This window comes from Streptococcus infantis, assembly GCF_964243025.1.
Taxonomy (GTDB): domain Bacteria; phylum Bacillota; class Bacilli; order Lactobacillales; family Streptococcaceae; genus Streptococcus; species Streptococcus infantis_N.
The window spans coordinates 24821-42145 of record NZ_CAXTDJ010000005.1; the positions used below are offsets into that span (position 1 = coordinate 24821).

General features: G+C 40.8%; 18 protein-coding genes and 2 riboswitches. Of the genes, 15 read left to right on the forward strand and 3 right to left on the reverse strand.

Features of this window, described 5'->3' with window-relative positions; translation table 11 throughout:
• Positions 1-43 precede the first annotated feature (43 nt).
• The 8 genes from ACESNQ_RS06680 (at position 44) to thiE (ending at position 6340) form a co-directional block, all read left to right on the forward strand.
• The gene (locus tag ACESNQ_RS06680) at positions 44-712 is read left to right on the forward strand and encodes a TenA family protein (RefSeq protein ID WP_368910255.1); all 669 of its coding nucleotides are present in this window, start codon (positions 44-46) and stop codon (positions 710-712) included.
• Positions 713-835: 123 nt separating this feature from the next.
• Positions 836-924: riboswitch (TPP riboswitch) on the forward strand.
• A 158-nt stretch (positions 925-1082) separates the two neighbouring features.
• Positions 1083-1643 (forward strand): ECF transporter S component, encoded by a 561-nt coding sequence (locus ACESNQ_RS06685; RefSeq protein ID WP_216731793.1) that lies wholly within the window; start codon positions 1083-1085, stop codon positions 1641-1643.
• Positions 1644-3029 (forward strand): ATP-binding cassette domain-containing protein, encoded by a 1386-nt coding sequence (locus ACESNQ_RS06690; protein WP_373075854.1) that lies wholly within the window; start codon positions 1644-1646, stop codon positions 3027-3029.
• A 1-nt stretch (position 3030) separates the two neighbouring features.
• A complete protein-coding gene (locus tag ACESNQ_RS06695; RefSeq protein WP_373075855.1) occupies positions 3031-3681 on the forward strand; it encodes an energy-coupling factor transporter transmembrane component T in 651 nt (216 codons plus the stop codon).
• 10 nt (positions 3682-3691) lie between these two features.
• Positions 3692-4384: a thiaminase II gene (gene tenA, locus ACESNQ_RS06700; protein WP_373075856.1), complete on the forward strand. Its 693-nt coding sequence runs from the start codon at positions 3692-3694 to the stop codon at positions 4382-4384.
• Positions 4385-4387: 3 nt separating this feature from the next.
• The gene (thiW, locus tag ACESNQ_RS06705; RefSeq protein ID WP_373075857.1) at positions 4388-4912 is read left to right on the forward strand and encodes an energy coupling factor transporter S component ThiW; all 525 of its coding nucleotides are present in this window, start codon (positions 4388-4390) and stop codon (positions 4910-4912) included.
• Positions 4912-5715, forward strand: a complete 804-nt coding sequence (gene thiM / locus ACESNQ_RS06710) for a hydroxyethylthiazole kinase (RefSeq protein WP_373075858.1) — start codon at positions 4912-4914, stop codon at positions 5713-5715. The genes thiW and thiM overlap by 1 nt, the downstream gene beginning before the upstream one ends.
• On the forward strand, positions 5708-6340 hold the full coding sequence (thiE, locus tag ACESNQ_RS06715; protein ID WP_373075859.1) for a thiamine phosphate synthase: 633 nt from the start codon (positions 5708-5710) through the stop codon (positions 6338-6340). The genes thiM and thiE overlap by 8 nt, the downstream gene beginning before the upstream one ends.
• Before the next feature lie 45 nt (positions 6341-6385).
• Here the strand turns inward: thiE and thiD are convergent, their stop codons facing one another.
• The gene (gene thiD, locus ACESNQ_RS06720) at positions 6386-7177 is read right to left on the reverse strand and encodes a bifunctional hydroxymethylpyrimidine kinase/phosphomethylpyrimidine kinase (protein WP_373075860.1); all 792 of its coding nucleotides are present in this window, start codon (positions 7175-7177) and stop codon (positions 6386-6388) included.
• An 84-nt stretch (positions 7178-7261) separates the two neighbouring features.
• A riboswitch (TPP riboswitch) is annotated at positions 7262-7360 on the reverse strand.
• Between the two features lie 183 nt (positions 7361-7543).
• Here thiD and ACESNQ_RS06725 point away from each other — a divergent pair.
• The 6 genes from ACESNQ_RS06725 to manA all read left to right on the forward strand — a co-directional run bounded on the left by ACESNQ_RS06725 (position 7544) and on the right by manA (position 14373).
• Positions 7544-7939, forward strand: a complete 396-nt coding sequence (locus ACESNQ_RS06725; RefSeq protein ID WP_368910260.1) for a CopY/TcrY family copper transport repressor — start codon at positions 7544-7546, stop codon at positions 7937-7939.
• Between the two features lie 10 nt (positions 7940-7949).
• Complete coding sequence (locus ACESNQ_RS06730; protein ID WP_049549376.1) at positions 7950-8321, forward strand: cupredoxin domain-containing protein; 372 nt, start codon at positions 7950-7952, stop codon at positions 8319-8321.
• 9 nt (positions 8322-8330) lie between these two features.
• Positions 8331-10553 carry a heavy metal translocating P-type ATPase gene (locus ACESNQ_RS06735; protein ID WP_373075861.1) on the forward strand — a complete coding sequence of 741 codons (2223 nt, stop codon included), beginning with the start codon at positions 8331-8333 and terminating at the stop codon, positions 10551-10553.
• A 217-nt stretch (positions 10554-10770) separates the two neighbouring features.
• Positions 10771-12546 carry a pyruvate oxidase gene (spxB, locus tag ACESNQ_RS06740; RefSeq protein ID WP_006148113.1) on the forward strand — a complete coding sequence of 592 codons (1776 nt, stop codon included), beginning with the start codon at positions 10771-10773 and terminating at the stop codon, positions 12544-12546.
• A gap of 153 nt (positions 12547-12699) precedes the next feature.
• Positions 12700-13278: a DUF3592 domain-containing protein gene (locus tag ACESNQ_RS06745; protein ID WP_004252350.1), complete on the forward strand. Its 579-nt coding sequence runs from the start codon at positions 12700-12702 to the stop codon at positions 13276-13278.
• A gap of 150 nt (positions 13279-13428) precedes the next feature.
• Positions 13429-14373, forward strand: coding sequence for a mannose-6-phosphate isomerase, class I (manA, locus tag ACESNQ_RS06750; protein WP_373075862.1), 945 nt, complete (start codon positions 13429-13431; stop codon positions 14371-14373).
• Positions 14374-14416: 43 nt separating this feature from the next.
• Here the strand turns inward: manA and ACESNQ_RS06755 are convergent, their stop codons facing one another.
• Positions 14417-15757 carry a sodium-dependent transporter gene (locus ACESNQ_RS06755; protein ID WP_373075863.1) on the reverse strand — a complete coding sequence of 447 codons (1341 nt, stop codon included), beginning with the start codon at positions 15755-15757 and terminating at the stop codon, positions 14417-14419.
• A 249-nt stretch (positions 15758-16006) separates the two neighbouring features.
• Here ACESNQ_RS06755 and ACESNQ_RS06760 point away from each other — a divergent pair, with 249 nt between their 5' ends.
• Complete coding sequence (locus ACESNQ_RS06760) at positions 16007-16747, forward strand: MerR family transcriptional regulator (protein ID WP_373075864.1); 741 nt, start codon at positions 16007-16009, stop codon at positions 16745-16747.
• A 120-nt stretch (positions 16748-16867) separates the two neighbouring features.
• Here the strand turns inward: ACESNQ_RS06760 and ACESNQ_RS06765 are convergent, their stop codons facing one another.
• On the reverse strand, positions 16868-17323 hold the full coding sequence (locus ACESNQ_RS06765; protein ID WP_373075865.1) for an 8-oxo-dGTP diphosphatase: 456 nt from the start codon (positions 17321-17323) through the stop codon (positions 16868-16870).
• Between the last annotated feature and the right edge of the window lie 2 nt (positions 17324-17325).

The window sequence follows — 17325 nt, forward strand, 5'->3', positions numbered from 1 at the left end:
GTGTTTTATTGATTACTAAGGAGTAAAGAAAGGAAAAATAAATATGGAAACACAAGACTATGCATTTCAGCCAGGTTTGACCGTTGGAGAATTATTAAAAAGCAGTCAGGAGGATTGGCAGGCTGCAATCAATCATCGCTTTGTTAACGAACTTTTTGCGGGGATAATTGAGAATAAGGTCTTAAAAGACTACCTGATTCAAGATTATCATTTCTTTGATGCCTTCTTATCCATGCTGGGTGCCTGTGTAGCTCACGCAGACCAGCTTGAATCCAAACTTCGTTTTGCCAAGCAACTAGGCTTTCTTGAAGCAGATGAAGATGGTTATTTCCAAAAGGCTTTCAAAGAGTTAAAAGTAGTAGAGAATGACTATCTAGAAGTGACCTTGCACCCTGTAACAAAAGCGTTTCAGGAGCTAATGTATTCTGCTGTGGCTTCATCAGACTATGCTCATCTTTTGGTCATGCTGGTTATTGCAGAAGGTCTCTATTTAGACTGGGGTTCTAAAGATTTGGCTCTACCTGAAGCCTATATTCATTCGGAATGGATTAATCTCCATAGAGGTCCTTTCTTTACAGAGTGGGTTCAATTTCTGGTTGACGAACTCAATCGTGTCGGGAAAGGTAGAGAAGATTTTACAGAACTTCAGCAACGCTGGAATCAAGCAGTTGCTTTAGAATTAGCCTTTTTTGATATTGGTTATGAACTATAGGACAGATGCAATCCTTTGATGTAGATTAAAAGAATTAACAAACAAACTATATAAATATATTTTCCAGTCAAATATCTTGCTAGGGCTTTCAAATTCTGTTATACTGGTCCAGTAATAAAATAATAAAGACATTTGGGGTGCTTTAGGCTGAGATGATACCCATTGAACCTGATACAGTTAAGACTGCCGAAGGGAAATGTGAAAAGGTTTTTTTCGTATGTCGAAATGAACGGTCTAATCTGGTAAGGTAAACTCTAATTCTCGTTTGTAATTGGAGTTTTTTTGTTTATCAAAAGAGGATAGGCTTGCCGTCAAGTCTTTTGGTAGCTCTCCTTGAATGCCCCACTTTTCTTTAAAAAAGGAGTTTTTTATGTTAAAAAAATGGCAGTTAAAAGATGTTATCTTGCTTGCTTTCTTGTCTATCTTTTTTGGTGGCGTTTTTGTGGGTTCGGGCTATCTGTTTGATATCCTCACCCTGATCTTGGCCCCTCTTGGTTTGCAGGCCTTCGCCAATGAAATCCTCTTTGGTCTCTGGTGTATGGCTGCGCCCATTGCGGCCATCTTTGTTCCAAGAGTCGGAAGTGCAACGATTGGAGAAGTGCTCGCTGCGCTTGCTGAAGTCCTTTATGGTAGCCAATTCGGTCTAGGCGCTCTTTTGTCTGGCTTGGTTCAAGGTTTGGGAAGTGAATTTGGCTTTCTTGCGACCAAGAATCGCTATGATAGTTGGCTCTCTCTAATTGCTAATAGTATTGGGATTACCCTTTTTAGCTTTGTTTATGAATACTTTAAATTAGGCTACTATGCATTCTCCCTTCCTTTTGTCCTTTCCTTGCTGGTGGTGCGTTTTATTTCCGTCTTTTTCTTCTGTACCATCTTGGTTCGTGCCATTGTCAAACTCTATCATCAGTTTGCAGCTGGAGGAAAGGCATAGATGGGCCTGGAATTAAGAGGGATTCAATCCCCAATCTTTTCGGAACCGATTGATTTTACTTTTCATGAGCAAGCCTTTACCTTGTTAGTTGGGAGTAGTGGTTCAGGAAAATCCAGTCTCTTTCAGGTCATTGCTCAAGTCAGTTCTCTTCCCTATAGTGGTCAAGTTCTGATAGATGGGAGTGAGGTCAGTCAGCTTTCTATCGTCGAACGTGTCCAGACGGTTGGCATTCTCTTTCAAAATCCCAATCATCAATTTACCATGGAGAACTTGTTTGAGGAGCTGATTTTTTCCTTGGAGAATATCGGCCATCCTGTTCAAGAGATTGATTCTAAAATAGCTGAGGTTGTTCGGCAATGTCGTTGCGAGCCGATCTTGCACCGTCCCATTCATCACCTATCAGGTGGGGAAAAGCAAAAGGCTGCACTGGCTGTCCTTTTTGCTATGAATCCTAGGGTCTATCTCTTGGATGAACCCTTCGCTTCCATTGACCGCAAGAGCAGAATCGAGATATTGGAGATTCTAAAAGAGTTGGTCTCTAATGGGAAGACAGTCATTCTGTGTGACCATGATTTAACAGACTATGAAGCCTATATCGACCATATGGTGGAGCTAATAGACGGCCAGTTAAGGGAGGTGTTTCAAATCCCTTGCTCTGAAATGACACGGGTTGCTTCAAAGGAATTTGCTTCTAGTCCAGAACTATTCCATATGAATCGTGTGACTTGTGAGCTAGATCATCGCCCTCTCTTTTCGATTGCGGATTTCACTATCTACCAAGGAATTTCCTGTATCTTGGGTGATAATGGTGTCGGGAAATCAACCCTATTTCGGTCTATTCTTCAATTTCAAAAGTATAAGGGGTGCATTACTTGGAAGAGATCGATTCTCAAAAAGAAAAAGAGTTTGTATCGTGATCTGACGGGTGTTGTTCAGGAAGCTGAGAAGCAATTTATCCGAGTCAGTCTGAGAGAGGAACTGCAATTAGATAGTCCAGACTCGGAAAGAAATCAGCGGATTCTCCAAGCTTTACGATATTTTAGTTTGGAGCAGGCACTTGATAAGAGTCCCTATCAATTAAGTGGTGGCCAGCAAAAGATTCTTCAGCTATTGACTATCTTGACCAGCAAGGCGTCTGTGATTTTGCTAGATGAGCCATTTGCTGGTTTGGATGATAGAGCTTGCCATTATTTTTGTCAGTGGATGTTGGAGGATAGAAATCAGGGAAGAAGTTTTTTGATTATTAGCCATCGTTTAGATCCCTTAATCTCTGTGGTTGATTATTGGATTGAGATGACTAGTCAAGGTTTCAGTCATGTGAAAGAAGTGACAATTACCAAACCTTTCCCATCTCTAAACAATGATACTCTAGGGGAGGTGAGGTAGTATGGTCAAAGTAGCAACCAAAACACCAGTTATCAGTCTCTTCTTGCTAATTTTATCCTTGGAAACATCTTTCATTCCTTCGATTGCTCTTAATCTTTCTGTAGCCGCATTTTGCATCCTCTTCATGCTCTACCACCGTCGATTTAAAATGTTGGCTTGGATGATTGTGCTAGCAATTTTGCCATCTTTGGCCAACTATTGGGCAGTTCAGTTACATGGTGATGCTTCGCAGGCAGTCATGCTCGGAACGAGGGCTTTCGTTACAGTTTGTATCGGCCTTGTCTTTGTTTTCTCTATTTCCTTAAAAGAGCTTCTCTTGTACTTGGTTCAAAAGGGCCTGTCGCGTTCTTGGGCCTATGCCTTAATTGTAGTATTCAATGCCTTTCCCCTCATTCAGCAGGAAATCAAGTCTCTCAAGGAAGCTTGCTTACTGCGTGGTCAAAAACTGTATGTTTGGTCGCCCTTGATTTACAGCAAGGTTCTGATGACGGTCTTTAGATGGCGTCATCTCTACCTGAGAGCTCTGTCTGCGCACGGATATGACGAACATGCGCAGGTGGAGAATAGCTATCGGACTTTTTATATTCCTAAAAAAACAAAATTAATCTACCTGCTTTTCTTTTTATTGCTTCAAACCAGTCTATTTCTATAAAGGAGTTATTATGGAATTTACAGATATTGCGATGGAATTATCTAAGGAAGCTTGGCAGGCTTCCTTTCATCACCCATTTGTATTACAGTTACAAGAGGGAACGTTAGAACCTTCTATTTTCCGCTATTACCTGATTCAGGATGCCTACTATCTGAAGTCTTTTTCGGAAGCCTATCACCTCTTGGCTGATAAGACTTCAAATCAAGAGATGAAAAGACTCTTGAAACAAAATGCTCAGAGTCTAGTGGATGGTGAGTTGTTTATCCGTCAACAATTTTTCAAGGAATTAGGAATCAGTGACCAGGAAATGGATGAGCAACCGATTGCTCCAACCTGTTATCATTACATTACTCATATTTATCGACAGTTTGCAGAGCCAAACTTGGGCATTGCTTTTGCTAGTTTGCTCCCATGTCCTTGGTTATACCATGATTTGGGCAAGGCACTTAATCGCAAACCATCCCCGAATCCTCTTTATCAACAGTGGATTGAAACCTATATCACCGATGAATTAGAACAGCAGGTTAAAGAGGAAGAAGCGCTGGTCAATCAGCTCTATCGAGAAAGCGACGAGACAGACAAACAAAAAATGCTAGAGGCCTTCCACAGAAGTGTCCACATGGAAGCCAAGTTTTGGGAGATGGCTTACCAACACCAAACATGGACGAGTGATTTGCAGTCCTTAGAAAAAGAGAAGAAATAGAAAATGAGAAACCACCAACTTCAAGTTCACAAATTAACCGTTTTATCCATGATGATTGCCCTTGATGTTGTTCTTACACCCATCTTTCGAATTGAAGGGATGGCACCGATGTCTAGTGTGGTCAACATTCTTGCAGGGATCTTAATGGGACCTGTTTATGCTTTGGTCATGGCTACAGTCACAGCCTTTATCCGTATGTCTACTCAAGGCATTCCCCCTTTGGCCCTAACAGGAGCTACTTTTGGAGCCCTCCTTGCAGGTCTCTTTTATAAGTACGGTCGAAAATTTCACTATTCTGCCCTAGGAGAAATCTTGGGAACAGGGATTATCGGTTCCATTGTTTCCTATCCTGTCATGGTTCTCTTTACCGGATCTGCGGCCAAGCTCAGCTGGTTTATCTACACCCCTCGATTTTTCGGAGCAACCTTGATCGGTACAACCATAGCTTTCCTCGCCTTTCAATTTTTGATCAAGCAGGAATTCTTTAAAAAAGTGCAGGGATATTTCTTTGGTGAAAGGTTAGACTGATGCAGAAATTGACAAATCCTTTCCCTCTGGCAACTAGTTCCTTGATTCACTGTATTACCAATGAGATTTCTTGTGAGATGCTGGCTAATGGCATTTTGGCTCTGGGATGCAAACCAGTCATGGCAGATGATCCTCGTGAGGTTCTTGATTTTACTAAGCAAAGCCAGGCTCTCTTCATCAATTTGGGGCATTTGTCAGCTGAGAAGGAGAAAGCAATCCGTATGGCAGCTACTTATGCAAACCAAGCTTGTCTCCCAATGGTAGTAGATGCGGTTGGCGTAGCAGCATCCCTCATTCGTAAGGTTCTAGTCACAGATCTTTTAGAATACAAGCCCACGGTCCTTAAAGGAAATATGTCAGAAATCCGAAGTCTTGTTGGTTTAAAGCACCACGGAGTTGGAGTTGATGCTAGTGCTAAAGATCAAGAAACTAAGGATTTGCTTCAAGTTTTGAAAGACTGGTGTCAGACCTATCCTGGTATGTCGTTCCTAGTCACTGGACCCAAGGACCTCATCGTTTCGGAGAACCAGGTTGCAATATTGGGAAATGGCTGTGACGAATTAGACTGGGTAACAGGGACAGGAGACCTGGTGGGAGCCTTGACAACCGTTTTTCTTAGCCAAGGAAAGACGGCCTTTGAAGCTTCTTGCCTAGCGGTCTCTTATCTCAATATCGCTGCTGAGAGAATTCTTGTTCAAGGAATGGGATTGGAAGATTTTCGTTACCAAGTTCTCAATCAACTCTCTCTCCTAAAAAGAGATGAAAACTGGCTAAAAGCCATCAAAGGAGACTTTTATGAATAGAGAAGCACTCAGACTATATCTAGTAACCAATCGCTACCAAGATTCCTTGGAAAATTTTCTTGAAAAAGTTGAGACGGCCTGCCGTTCAGGTGTTACCATCATCCAACTACGAGAAAAAAATCTCACAACCAATCAATACTATCAACTGGCAAAACAAGTCAAAGAAATAACAGATGCCTACCAAGTACCCTTAATTATCGATGATCGGTTGGATGTTTGTCTTGCAGTCGATGCAGCAGGTCTGCATATCGGCGACGATGAACTACCAGTTTCGGTTGCCCGCAAAGTCTTGGGTCCTGAAAAAATCCTCGGTGTCACTGCTAAAACAGTTAAAAGAGCTCTCGAAGCAGAAACATCGGGTGCGGATTACTTGGGAACAGGAGCCATTTTCCCGACTATGACCAAAGAAAATGCACCCATTACCCTGATTTCAACCTTGAAAATAATTTGCCAAACGGTCGCCATTCCAGTAGTTGCTATCGGAGGCTTGACGTCAGAGAATATTGATCAACTTATCGGCACGGGTATAGCTGGAGTAGCTGTCGTACGTGATTTGATGCAGGCAGAAGATATTGAGGCAAAAACACAAGCCTTTTTAACAAAGCTAAATGACATTGTTTCCTAATCAAAAACTCTCTAATTCCTTATAGCGGGAACTAGAGAGTTTTTCTTAATCTTTAAAAGTTGTATGGTTGACTGGGCCAGAACCATGTCCGAGTTGAGGAGCGTCTTGGATGGCTTTTGTGATAAAGGCCTTGGCCTTATCAACTGCCTGATAAAGACTTCTGCCCTTGGCTAGTTCAGCCGTAATCACAGCAGCAAAGGTACATCCAGTACCATGGGTGTGACAAGTTTGAATTCTTGGACTTTCCCAGACAAATTGCTCCTCCTTGGTAAAAAGGAAATCCTTGGCACCACCTTCAAGATGGCCACCTTTGATAACAACGGACTGAGGACCAAATTCTTTTATAATCAGGCGACCGGCACGTTGCATGTCTTCTGGATCATGAATCGAAAAACCAACAATCTCTTCTGCTTCAGGAAGATTGGGAGTGATAATGCTTGCAAGGGGAAGCAGATTTGTTTTTAGGTAGTCTCTGGCACTGGAATCAATCAGGGTGTCCCCACTTGTAGCGACCATAACAGGGTCAAGCACATAGGGACAGTCTAGCTTTTTAAGGTAGGGTTGGATGATCTCCATGATCTCAGTAGTTGCCAACATCCCAGTTTTTACAGCCTGAGGCTTGATATCCGAAAAGACACTCTCCAATTGAGCTTCCAGCATTTGGTTGGAGACGTGCTCGATTAATTGAACGCCTCTGGTATTTTGAGCGACAAGGCTGGTGACAACGGCCATTCCATAGACATCTCTAGCTTGGAATGACTTTAAATCAGCCATAATGCCAGCACCGCCACTAGGGTCAGTCCCTGCAATGGTTAGAGCAACGGGTAAATAAGTCATCTAAAACCTCCCAACCAACTGAAGTTTGTATTCTTAAGAACAAGCTAGTCTGTTTGAGGAAAGCAATAGAAGACCAGCTAGTCCTCATTATCATTTCCACTTCCATCAGCTAGAATTACCTAGATTGAGTCAAAGGGATCTAACAGTCGTTAATCTCAGCTTCACGCACCCCTAGTGGTTGTTTTCTTTTTTTCTTCAGTATAGCATATTTTTATAGTTTATATAGTAAAATTTGACTGCAAATCTCTCGTTACAGGATTAGAATTCTATTTTCGAAAAAATAATAAAAATTGTAGTTGACAAATGTAGATTTTTGGAATATACTAATAACTGTAATCGACAAATGTAGATTTAGGAGGTGTGATTATGCAGATTTCAGATGCAGAATGGCAGGTCATGAAGATTATTTGGATGCAAGGAGAGCAGACCAGTACGGATTTGATCATGGTTTTGGCGGAGCGGTTCGACTGGTCCAAGTCGACCATTCAAACTCTTTTGGCTCGTTTGGTGGAGAAAGAATGTTTGACTCGGGAAAAGCAGGGGAAGTCATTTATCTATTCAGCCCTTTTAACTCTAGACGACAGTAGAGGTTTATTGGTTCAGGATATCAAAGACAAGCTTTGTTCTCGCAGGATGAAGCAGTTACTTGCCGATTTGATTGAAGAATGTGACTTTACCCTAGCTGACTTGAAAGGCTTGGAAGAAGTCATTTCTAAGAAAAAAGCAAGTGCTGTAACAGAAGTAAAATGTAATTGTATGTAAAGGAGACGCTATGTTAAATCTATTTGTATCTATTATTGTTCTAGGAATGATTGCTTTTATCCTCTTTTGGTTTTTCAAAAAACCGCAAGAAGATGCTAAGAGAGCTCAACAAAAGAATGGCTATCAAGAAATTCGAGTGGAAGTCATGGGGGGATACACTCCAGGAACTATTATCCTCAAAAAATCGCAACCTGCTCGTATTATTTTTGATCGAAAAGATCCTTCACCTTGCTTGGATCAAATCGTATTTCCAGACTTTGGTGTGCATGCAGACCTACCTATGGGAGACCAATATGTAGTTGAAATCACTCCTGAAGAAGCAGGTGAGTATGGTTTCTCTTGTGGCATGAATATGATGCACGGTAAGATGATTGTAGAATAGGAGAATGATATGACTGAAATTGTAAAAGCAAGCCTTGAAAATGGCGTTCAAAAAATCCGTATCACGGCAGACAAAGGCTACCATCCAGCCCACATTCAACTACAAAAAGGGATTCCTGCTGAGATTACCTTTCATCGTGTGACACCTTCAAACTGCTATAAGGAGATTCTCTTCGAAGAAGAAGGGATTCTAGAACCAATCGCTCAAGACGAGGAAAAAGTCATTCGCTTTACGCCTCAAGACTTGGGGGAGCATGAATTTTCATGCGGGATGAAGATGCAAAAGGGAACCTACACCGTTGTTGAAAAAACTAAAAAATCTCTCAGTCTTTTACAACGTTTTTGGATTACTAGTATCTTTACTGTGCCTCTTGTGATTCTCATGATTGGGATGTCTACAGGAGGAATTAGTCACCAAGTCATGCGTTGGGGCACCTTTTTAGCCACAACACCCATTATGCTGGTAGCTGGAGTTCCATATATCAGAAGCGCCTGGGCTAGTTTTAAAAAGCACAATTCCAACATGGATACCTTGGTTGCTCTGGGAACCCTAGTGGCCTATTTCTATAGCTTAGTTGCCCTCTTCACTGGTCTGCCCGTTTACTTTGAAAGTGCTGCATTTATCCTCTTCTTCATTCTTTTGGGAGCAGTTTTTGAGGAAAAAATGCGAAAAAATACTTCGCAGGCAGTCGAAAAATTATTAGACCTACAAGCAAAAACAGCAGAGGTTTTGCGTGATGATGTTTATGTTCAAATACCTCTAGAACAAGTCAAAGTTGGGGATCTCATTCGCGTTCGACCAGGTGAAAAAATTGCCGTTGATGGTATTGTCTTAGAAGGTGAAACGAGTATTGATGAGTCAATGGTAACTGGGGAAAGTATTCCAGTCGATAAATCAGTTGGAGATGCTGTCATTGGTTCAACTATCAATAATAGTGGTACGATCATCTTTAGAGCTGAAAAAGTGGGTTCTGAGACTATGTTGGCTCAGATTGTGGACTTTGTGAAAAAAGCGCAAACGAGTCGTGCTCCTATTCAAGATTTGACAGACAGGATTTCTGGGATTTTTGTACCAGCAGTTGTCATTTTAGGACTTCTTACTTTTTGGATCTGGTTTGTTTTCCTAGGGGAAAGCTTTGTGACTTCACTTCTCTACGGAGTTGCTGTTTTGATTATTGCCTGCCCTTGTGCACTAGGACTTGCGACACCGACAGCACTCATGGTTGGAACAGGACGAAGTGCCAAGATGGGGATTCTTCTCAAAAATGGTACAGTTTTACAGGAAATCCAAAAAGTCCAAACGGTTGTTTTTGATAAGACAGGAACCTTGACCGAAGGGAAGCCAGTAGTGACAGATGTTATTGGTGATGAAAGAGAAGTGCTAAGTTTGGCTGCTTCACTGGAAGATGTATCTCAACACCCGCTAGCTCAAGCTATTGTTAATCGTGCATCTGAACTAGGAATTAGCCTTTACCCAGTGGAAAACTTCCAAGCCTTGCATGGAAAAGGTGTGACTGGGATTATTAATGGTAAACAAGTTTTGCTGGGGAATGCCAAACTCTTAGATGATCTTGCTATTCCACATGATTATCAAAAACGATTTGAATTGCTTGAGAAAGAAGCAAAAACAGTTGTCTTCCTATCCGTGGATGGTCAGTTAAAAGGCTTAATTGCCTTGCAGGATGTCCCTAAGGAAAATGCCAAAGAAGCTATTGCTAAATTGAAAAAACGTGGTCTTAGAACGGTCATGCTTACCGGAGATAATGCTGGAGTAGCGCATGCGATTGCAGAGCAAATTGGAATCGAAGAAGTAATCGCAAATGTCTTGCCAGAGGAAAAGGCACATGAAATTCACAAGCTTCAAAAGAATGGCAAATTGGCCTTTGTTGGAGATGGTATCAATGATGCGCCGGCCCTCAGTGTAGCCGATGTCGGAATTGCCATGGGCTCTGGTACAGATATTGCTATCGAATCAGCAGATCTTGTCCTTACAACCAACAATTTACTAGGATTGGCACGTGCTTTTGATATGAGTAAGAAGACCTTTAATCGTATTCTACTCAATCTTTTCTGGGCTTCTATCTATAACCTCATTGGTATTCCGATTGCAGCAGGAGTGTTTTCTGGTCTTGGTTTGGTACTCAATCCAGAACTTGCAGGATTGGCCATGGCCTTTAGTTCAGTATCTGTTTTAATCAGCTCTCTCATGCTTAATTTTACTAAAGTCGATTAAAAAGGCGGTCTTAACCGCTTTTTTCTATTCTAAAACAGATTTTCAAAACGCTTCCAAACTGTACTGTAATAGAGAATGAAAGTTTCTGAGCATATACTTAGAAATCTAAAATCAAATGTGATAAATTAGGATTGTAAATTTACTGAATCGTTTTCAAATAACATATAAAAGCGTTTTTTGTAAATATATGAAATTATTTTGAAGGAGAGTTATCATTATGACTCAAGGGAAAATTACTGCATCTGCAGCAATGCTCAACGTATTGAAAACATGGGGCGTAGATACTATCTACGGTATCCCATCAGGAACACTCAGCTCATTGATGGACGCTTTGGCTGAAGACAAAGATATCCGTTTCTTGCAAGTTCGTCACGAAGAAACAGGTGCTCTTGCAGCGGTTATGCAAGCTAAATTTGGCGGATCTATCGGTGTTGCAGTTGGTTCAGGTGGACCTGGTGCAACTCACTTGATCAACGGTGTTTACGATGCAGCTATGGATAACACTCCATTCCTTGCTATCCTTGGATCACGTCCAGTTAACGAATTGAACATGGATGCCTTCCAAGAGCTTAACCAAAACCCAATGTACAATGGTATCGCTGTTTACAACAAACGTGTAGCTTACGCAGAGCAATTGCCAAAAGTGATTGACGAAGCTTGCCGTGCTGCCGTTTCTAAAAAAGGTCCAGCTGTCGTTGAAATTCCAGTAAACTTTGGTTTCCAAGAAATCGACGAAAACTCATACTACGGTTCAGGTTCATACGAGCGTTCATTCATCGCTCCTGCTTTGAACGAAGTTGAAATTGATAAAGCTGTTGAAATTTTGAACAACGCTGAACGCCCAGTGATCTACGCTGGTTACGGTGGTGTTAAAGCTGGTGAAGTGATCACTGAATTGTCACGTAAAATCAAAGCACCAATCATCACAACTGGTAAAAACTTTGAAGCTTTCGAATGGAACTACGAAGGTTTGACAGGTTCTGCTTACCGTGTTGGTTGGAAGCCAGCCAACGAAGTGGTCTTTGAAGCAGACACAGTTCTTTTCCTTGGTTCAAACTTCCCATTTGCTGAAGTTTACGAAGCATTCAAAAACACTGAAAAATTCATCCAAGTGGATATCGACCCTTACAAACTTGGTAAACGTCACGCTCTTGACGCTTCTATCCTTGGTGATGCAGGTCAAGCAGCTAAAGCTATCCTTGATAAAGTAAACCCAGTTGAGTCTACTCCATGGTGGCGTGCAAACGTGAAGAACAACCAAAACTGGCGTGATTACATGAACAAACTCGAAGGTAAAACTGAGGGTGAATTGCAATTGTATCAAGTTTACAATGCAATCAACAAACATGCTGATCAAGACGCTATCTACTCAATCGACGTAGGTGACACTACTCAAACATCTACTCGTCACCTTCACATGACACCTAAGAACATGTGGCGTACATCTCCACTCTTTGCGACAATGGGTATTGCCCTTCCTGGTGGTATCGCTGCTAAGAAAGACAATCCAGATCGCCAAGTATGGAACATCATGGGTGACGGTGCATTCAACATGTGCTACCCAGACGTTATCACAAACGTTCAATACGACCTTCCAGTTATCAACGTTGTCTTCTCAAATGGTAAATATGCCTTCATCAAGGACAAATACGAAGACACAAACAAACACTTGTTTGGTTGTGACTTCCCTAACGCTGATTATGCGAAAATCGCTGAAGCTCAAGGTGCTGTTGGATTTACAGTAGACCGTATCGAAGACATCGATGCAGTTGTTGCTGAAGCTGTTAAATTGAACAAAGAAGGTAAAACTGTTGTTATCGATGCTCACATCACTCCACATCGTCCACTTCCAGTAGAAGTACTTGAGTTGGATCCAAAACAACACTCAGAAGAAGCTATTAAAGCCTTCAAGGAAAAATACGAAGCAGAAGAACTCGTACCATTCCGCCTCTTCTTGGAAGAAGAAGGATTGCAATCACGCGCAATTAAATAATTCCTCTCGTCGAAAATCAAATGTAAATTTTGTAGATTTTATTCTTTGATTTTCATAGAGAGAAACTTGAAAAGATCGGAGCAATCCGGTCTTTTTCTTTTTATGTATTTTCTGTTAAAATAGATGCATCATGATATTTTAAGGAGAAAAAAGATGCCAACAACTTTCTTTCTATTATTTGGCTTAATGTCGTTAGGCTTTGCTGCCTTCACCTATTTCATGTTCGACATTTTTATCTTTAGTAATTACAGAAATGCCAAGAGATGTACCGAAAGAACGGAAGGAGTTATTATCCGATATTCCTATGCTCTTTATAATGGAATTAGCCTGCCAGTTGTCGAGTACACTGTTGATGGGAACCAATACAAGGTTTTAGGACCGAAATTTCTATATGCGATTTCAAATACAATCAGTACTCCCTTAGATTCAATCGTATCTGATGTCAAAATGGATAATTTTGAAGATGGGGAAATTCCTCAGGTTTTAAGATACAAGATTTATAGGAACAGTTTCATCTCTTTAACAAAATCACCTTTAATGGAACGATTTCCAATTGGAGGAAAGGTAACTGTTTATTATGATCCTAAGAAACCAAAACATTCCTATGTAGAAAGACCTTTAAAACCAGGTCGTTATGCATGGCTGACTAAATGTTTAGTTTATTTCCTTGTTTTTCTGATGGTTGCTCTAGCTTTCTTTATAGTGTTCATTCTTCCAAATCTTGTGAACTAATAGTTTCTGGTAGATTTTTCGAAAGTATGAAATCCATATCGTTACTATTTTTATAAAATCTTCTCCCTACTTTATAAGATATGAAAAAGAGTTCAACTGGAACTCTTTTTTTGCTATAATGAAGGGAGAAAAATCAGACAGGAGATCAAGATGTCAGAACCGTTATTTTTAAATTCTGTAATGCAAGAAAAAATCTGGGGTGGGACTAAACTACGTGATGAGTTTGGTTACGACATTCCTAGTGAAAAAATCGGAGAATATTGGGCAATCTCAGCTCATCCAAATGGAGTGTCTAAGGTAGCCAATGGGCGCTATGAAGGAACAGACCTCGCTACTTTGTATGCAGAACACCGTGAGTTGTTTGGCAACCGTCCTGAGCCTGTATTTCCGCTCTTGACCAAAATCCTTGATGCCAATGACTGGCTCAGTGTTCAAGTTCACCCAGATGATGCTTATGGACTAGAGCATGAAGGCGAACTTGGAAAGACAGAGTGCTGGTATATCATCGCTGCAGATGAAGGTTCAGAGATTATTTACGGTCACAATGCTAAGTCAAAAGAAGAACTCCGTCAGCAAATTGAAGATAAAAACTGGGATGCCTTGCTGACAAAGGTTCCTGTTAAGGCTGGAGATTTCTTCTATGTACCAAGTGGGACCATGCATGCTATCGGTGCAGGTATCTTAATCCTTGAAACGCAACAGTCTAGTGATACCACCTACCGGGTTTATGACTTTGACCGTAAGGATGATAATGGCAACTTGCGTGAACTTCACCTCGAAAAATCAATCGATGTTTTGAATATTGGTGAGCCTGCAAATAGTCGTCCTGTGACTGTCAAAGCAGATGATTTGCGTTCAACTATACTTGTCTCCAATGATTTCTTTGCTGTCTACAAGTGGGAAATCACAGGAAAAGTTGACTTTGAAAAGACAGCTGACTATAGCTTGTTGAGTGTCTTGGCAGGTCAAGGGAAACTGACTGTATACGGAAAAGATTATCCAATTCAAAAAGGTAGTCACTTTATCTTACCAAGTGATGTTGAAGCTTGGACCTTGGAAGGGCAAGGTCTAGAATTGATTGTTAGCCATCCATAAAAAGAAAAGACTTGAGAGATATTCTCAAGTCCTTTTTTTGTATTTACATAAATTGGGCGATAAAGACCACGATGATAATAATTGGAATGATGAAACGAAGAAGGAAAAGCCAGACTTGGAAAAGTCCTTTTTTCCATGGTGTTTCATCAAGATGAAGTTCCTCCATTGCCAGTGTTTTCTTGAAAATATAGCCTGTAAAAAGAGACAAGCAGAGAGCACCGAAAGGCATGAGGAGGTTGGAAACCAAGAAATCCATGGCGTCAAAGAAGGTCTTTCCAAAGATATGGACATCAGCCATCACACCATAGGATAGGGCCGAAGGGATACCAAAGACAAAAGTCAATACACCTAAAATCATGCTCCACTTAGCACGCTTACGATTGTCTTGGTTGGTGATGTTTCCAACGTTGATCTCAAGCATGACGACTGAAGAAGTTATCGTCGCAAAGAGGAAAAGCAAGAGAAAGAGAATATAGAAAATAGTACCAAAAGGCATATTGTCAAAGAGTTGCGGCAAAACAATAAAGAGGAGACTTGGTCCACCTTCAGATTGGATATTAAAGGCTGACATAGCAGGGAAAATCGCAAGTCCCGCCATGATAGAAACTGAGATGTTCAAGGCTACGATAGACATTCCTGATTGGATCAGATTGGTCTTCTTGTCTAGGTAGGAAGCGTAGGTCAGCATGGCTGTAACTCCAAGGGATAGGGCAAAGAAAGATTGACCCAGTGCATAGAGAAGTCCAGCACTTGTTAGTTTTGAAAAGTCAGGTTTGAGGAAGTATAGGACACCTTCCATAGCATTTGCCAAACTAAGAGAGCGCCCGATAATAACAATAAAGATGATAAAAAGTAGGGGCATCATAACCTTAGAAGCTCTTTCAATTCCTTTTTGAACGCCGTGTGAAACAATGAAAATGTTCAAGAAGATAAAAGCTGCTTGGGCTCCTAAAGCAATAACTGGATTAGAAATGATGGAAGAGAATTGCTGGGCATAATCTCCATTTCCGATTAGGTGAAACAATCTTCCAAATTCGATACCAAGGTAAACCAGAATCCAACCCCCAATGACACTATAAAATGAGAGAAGGATGAAAAGAGCAAAGGCACCAATCCAACCAATAAAGTTATATTTTTGATTGTTTCCAAGCTTACCAAAGGTTTTGATTGCTGATACACCAGCGCTTCGACCAAGGGCAAACTCAGCCAGTAGAAGAGGGAAACCAATTAAAATTGTCGAGATAAGAAAGACCAGTAAGAAACCTCCCCCACCATTAGAAGCAGTCATGTAAGGGAACTTCCAAACAGCTCCAAGGCCAATAGCAGAACCAGCAGATGCAAGGATGAAGCCCAGTTTTGAGCCCCATTGCGATTTTTCAGACATCGTTAAAACTCCAATCTATTTTTAAAATAAGAAAAGGCTACTTGAATTATCAAATAGCCTTCTCTCAATTGCTCTTTTGAGCTTTTTATTTGATTGATAGACTTGATTATCCTATCATGTTTTCTGAAGCCTGTCAAGAAAACCATTTTCGGTTTTTCATACCTTTTTCAAAAGTTAAAAAAATTTTCTAAATAAAGCTTGACTCTGACCTAAGGGAAGGGTGTATACTATCAATGTGAGGAGGAAATCATGTACCATATCAAAGAAGCTGCGCAACTTTCAGGTGTCTCCGTAAAGACCCTCTACCATTATGATAAGATAGGACTCTTAGTTCCGTTAAAGTCAGAAAATGGCTATCGAATTTACAGTCAAGAGGATTTAGAACGACTTCAGGTTATCCTCTATTACAAGTATCTAGGCTTTTCTTTAGAAAAAATAGCAGAGTTATTGAAGGAAGATACGACAGATATATTGTCACATTTAACTAGACAGTTGGATTATTTAACCCAGGAGAGGCAACATCTGGATACCTTAATTTCAACCTTACAAAAAACCATTCAAGAACAAAAAGGAGAAATAAAAATGAGCATTCAAGAAAAATTCACTGGATTTAGCTACCAAGACAATCAAAAATACCACCAAGAGGCGGTAGACAAGTATGGCCAAGAAGTCATGGATCAAGCCCTTGAACGTCAAAAAGGCAGAGAGGATGAGGTTACATCAGCCTTTAATCAAGTCTTTCAAGCCTTGGCTCAAAATCTCAAAGCTGGTCTACCGATAACAGAATCTGAAAATCAAGAGGAAGCAGCCAAGCTCTTACAAGCTATTCGTACTTATGGATTTGACTGCTCTATCGAGGTCTTCGGTTATATCGGCCAAGGCTATGTCTATAATCCAGAGTTCAAGGAAAACATTGATAAGTTTGGAAAGGGAACAGCTCAATACACTTCAGATGTTATTGCCCACTATGTAGGCACACAAACTCGATAAAACTCAAAGACCAAGCTAGAACTGAAAAAGCCAGTAACAGAATTTTAATTGGAGGACACAGACCTAGCTTGAAGACTAGACAAGCTAAAAATCGGCGGAGATACCTCTGCCGATTTACTGTTATTTGAGTTGGTAAGACCAGTCTTCCCCATCCTTATAGTAAAAGAACTCACTGAGATCTTCTTCAAGAAAAACACGAAGCATATCAGACATATCCTCAGTAGCCAGTTTAAGATGAGATAGATTTTCAAAAGCCTCCCACCAGACTTTTCCTTCGTCTGAAGATTGGAGCTCACCAGTAAAGTGTTCTGTTTTGTAAAAGAGGACAACATAACGAAAGTCCTCGTCATCATACCAATCTTTGATACCACAGAGTTGAGGCTTAGAAATGGTCAGACTAGTTTCTTCCTTCACTTCGCGAATGACAGCATCGACAAAGGATTCGCCACGTTCAACATGACCACCAGGAAAAGTAATGCCAGGCCAGTTAGGACTAACTCGGTCTTGAACTAGGACCTTGTCCCCATTTTTAATCAAGCACATATTGACAAATTCGACTGATTCTCTTCTGCTCATAT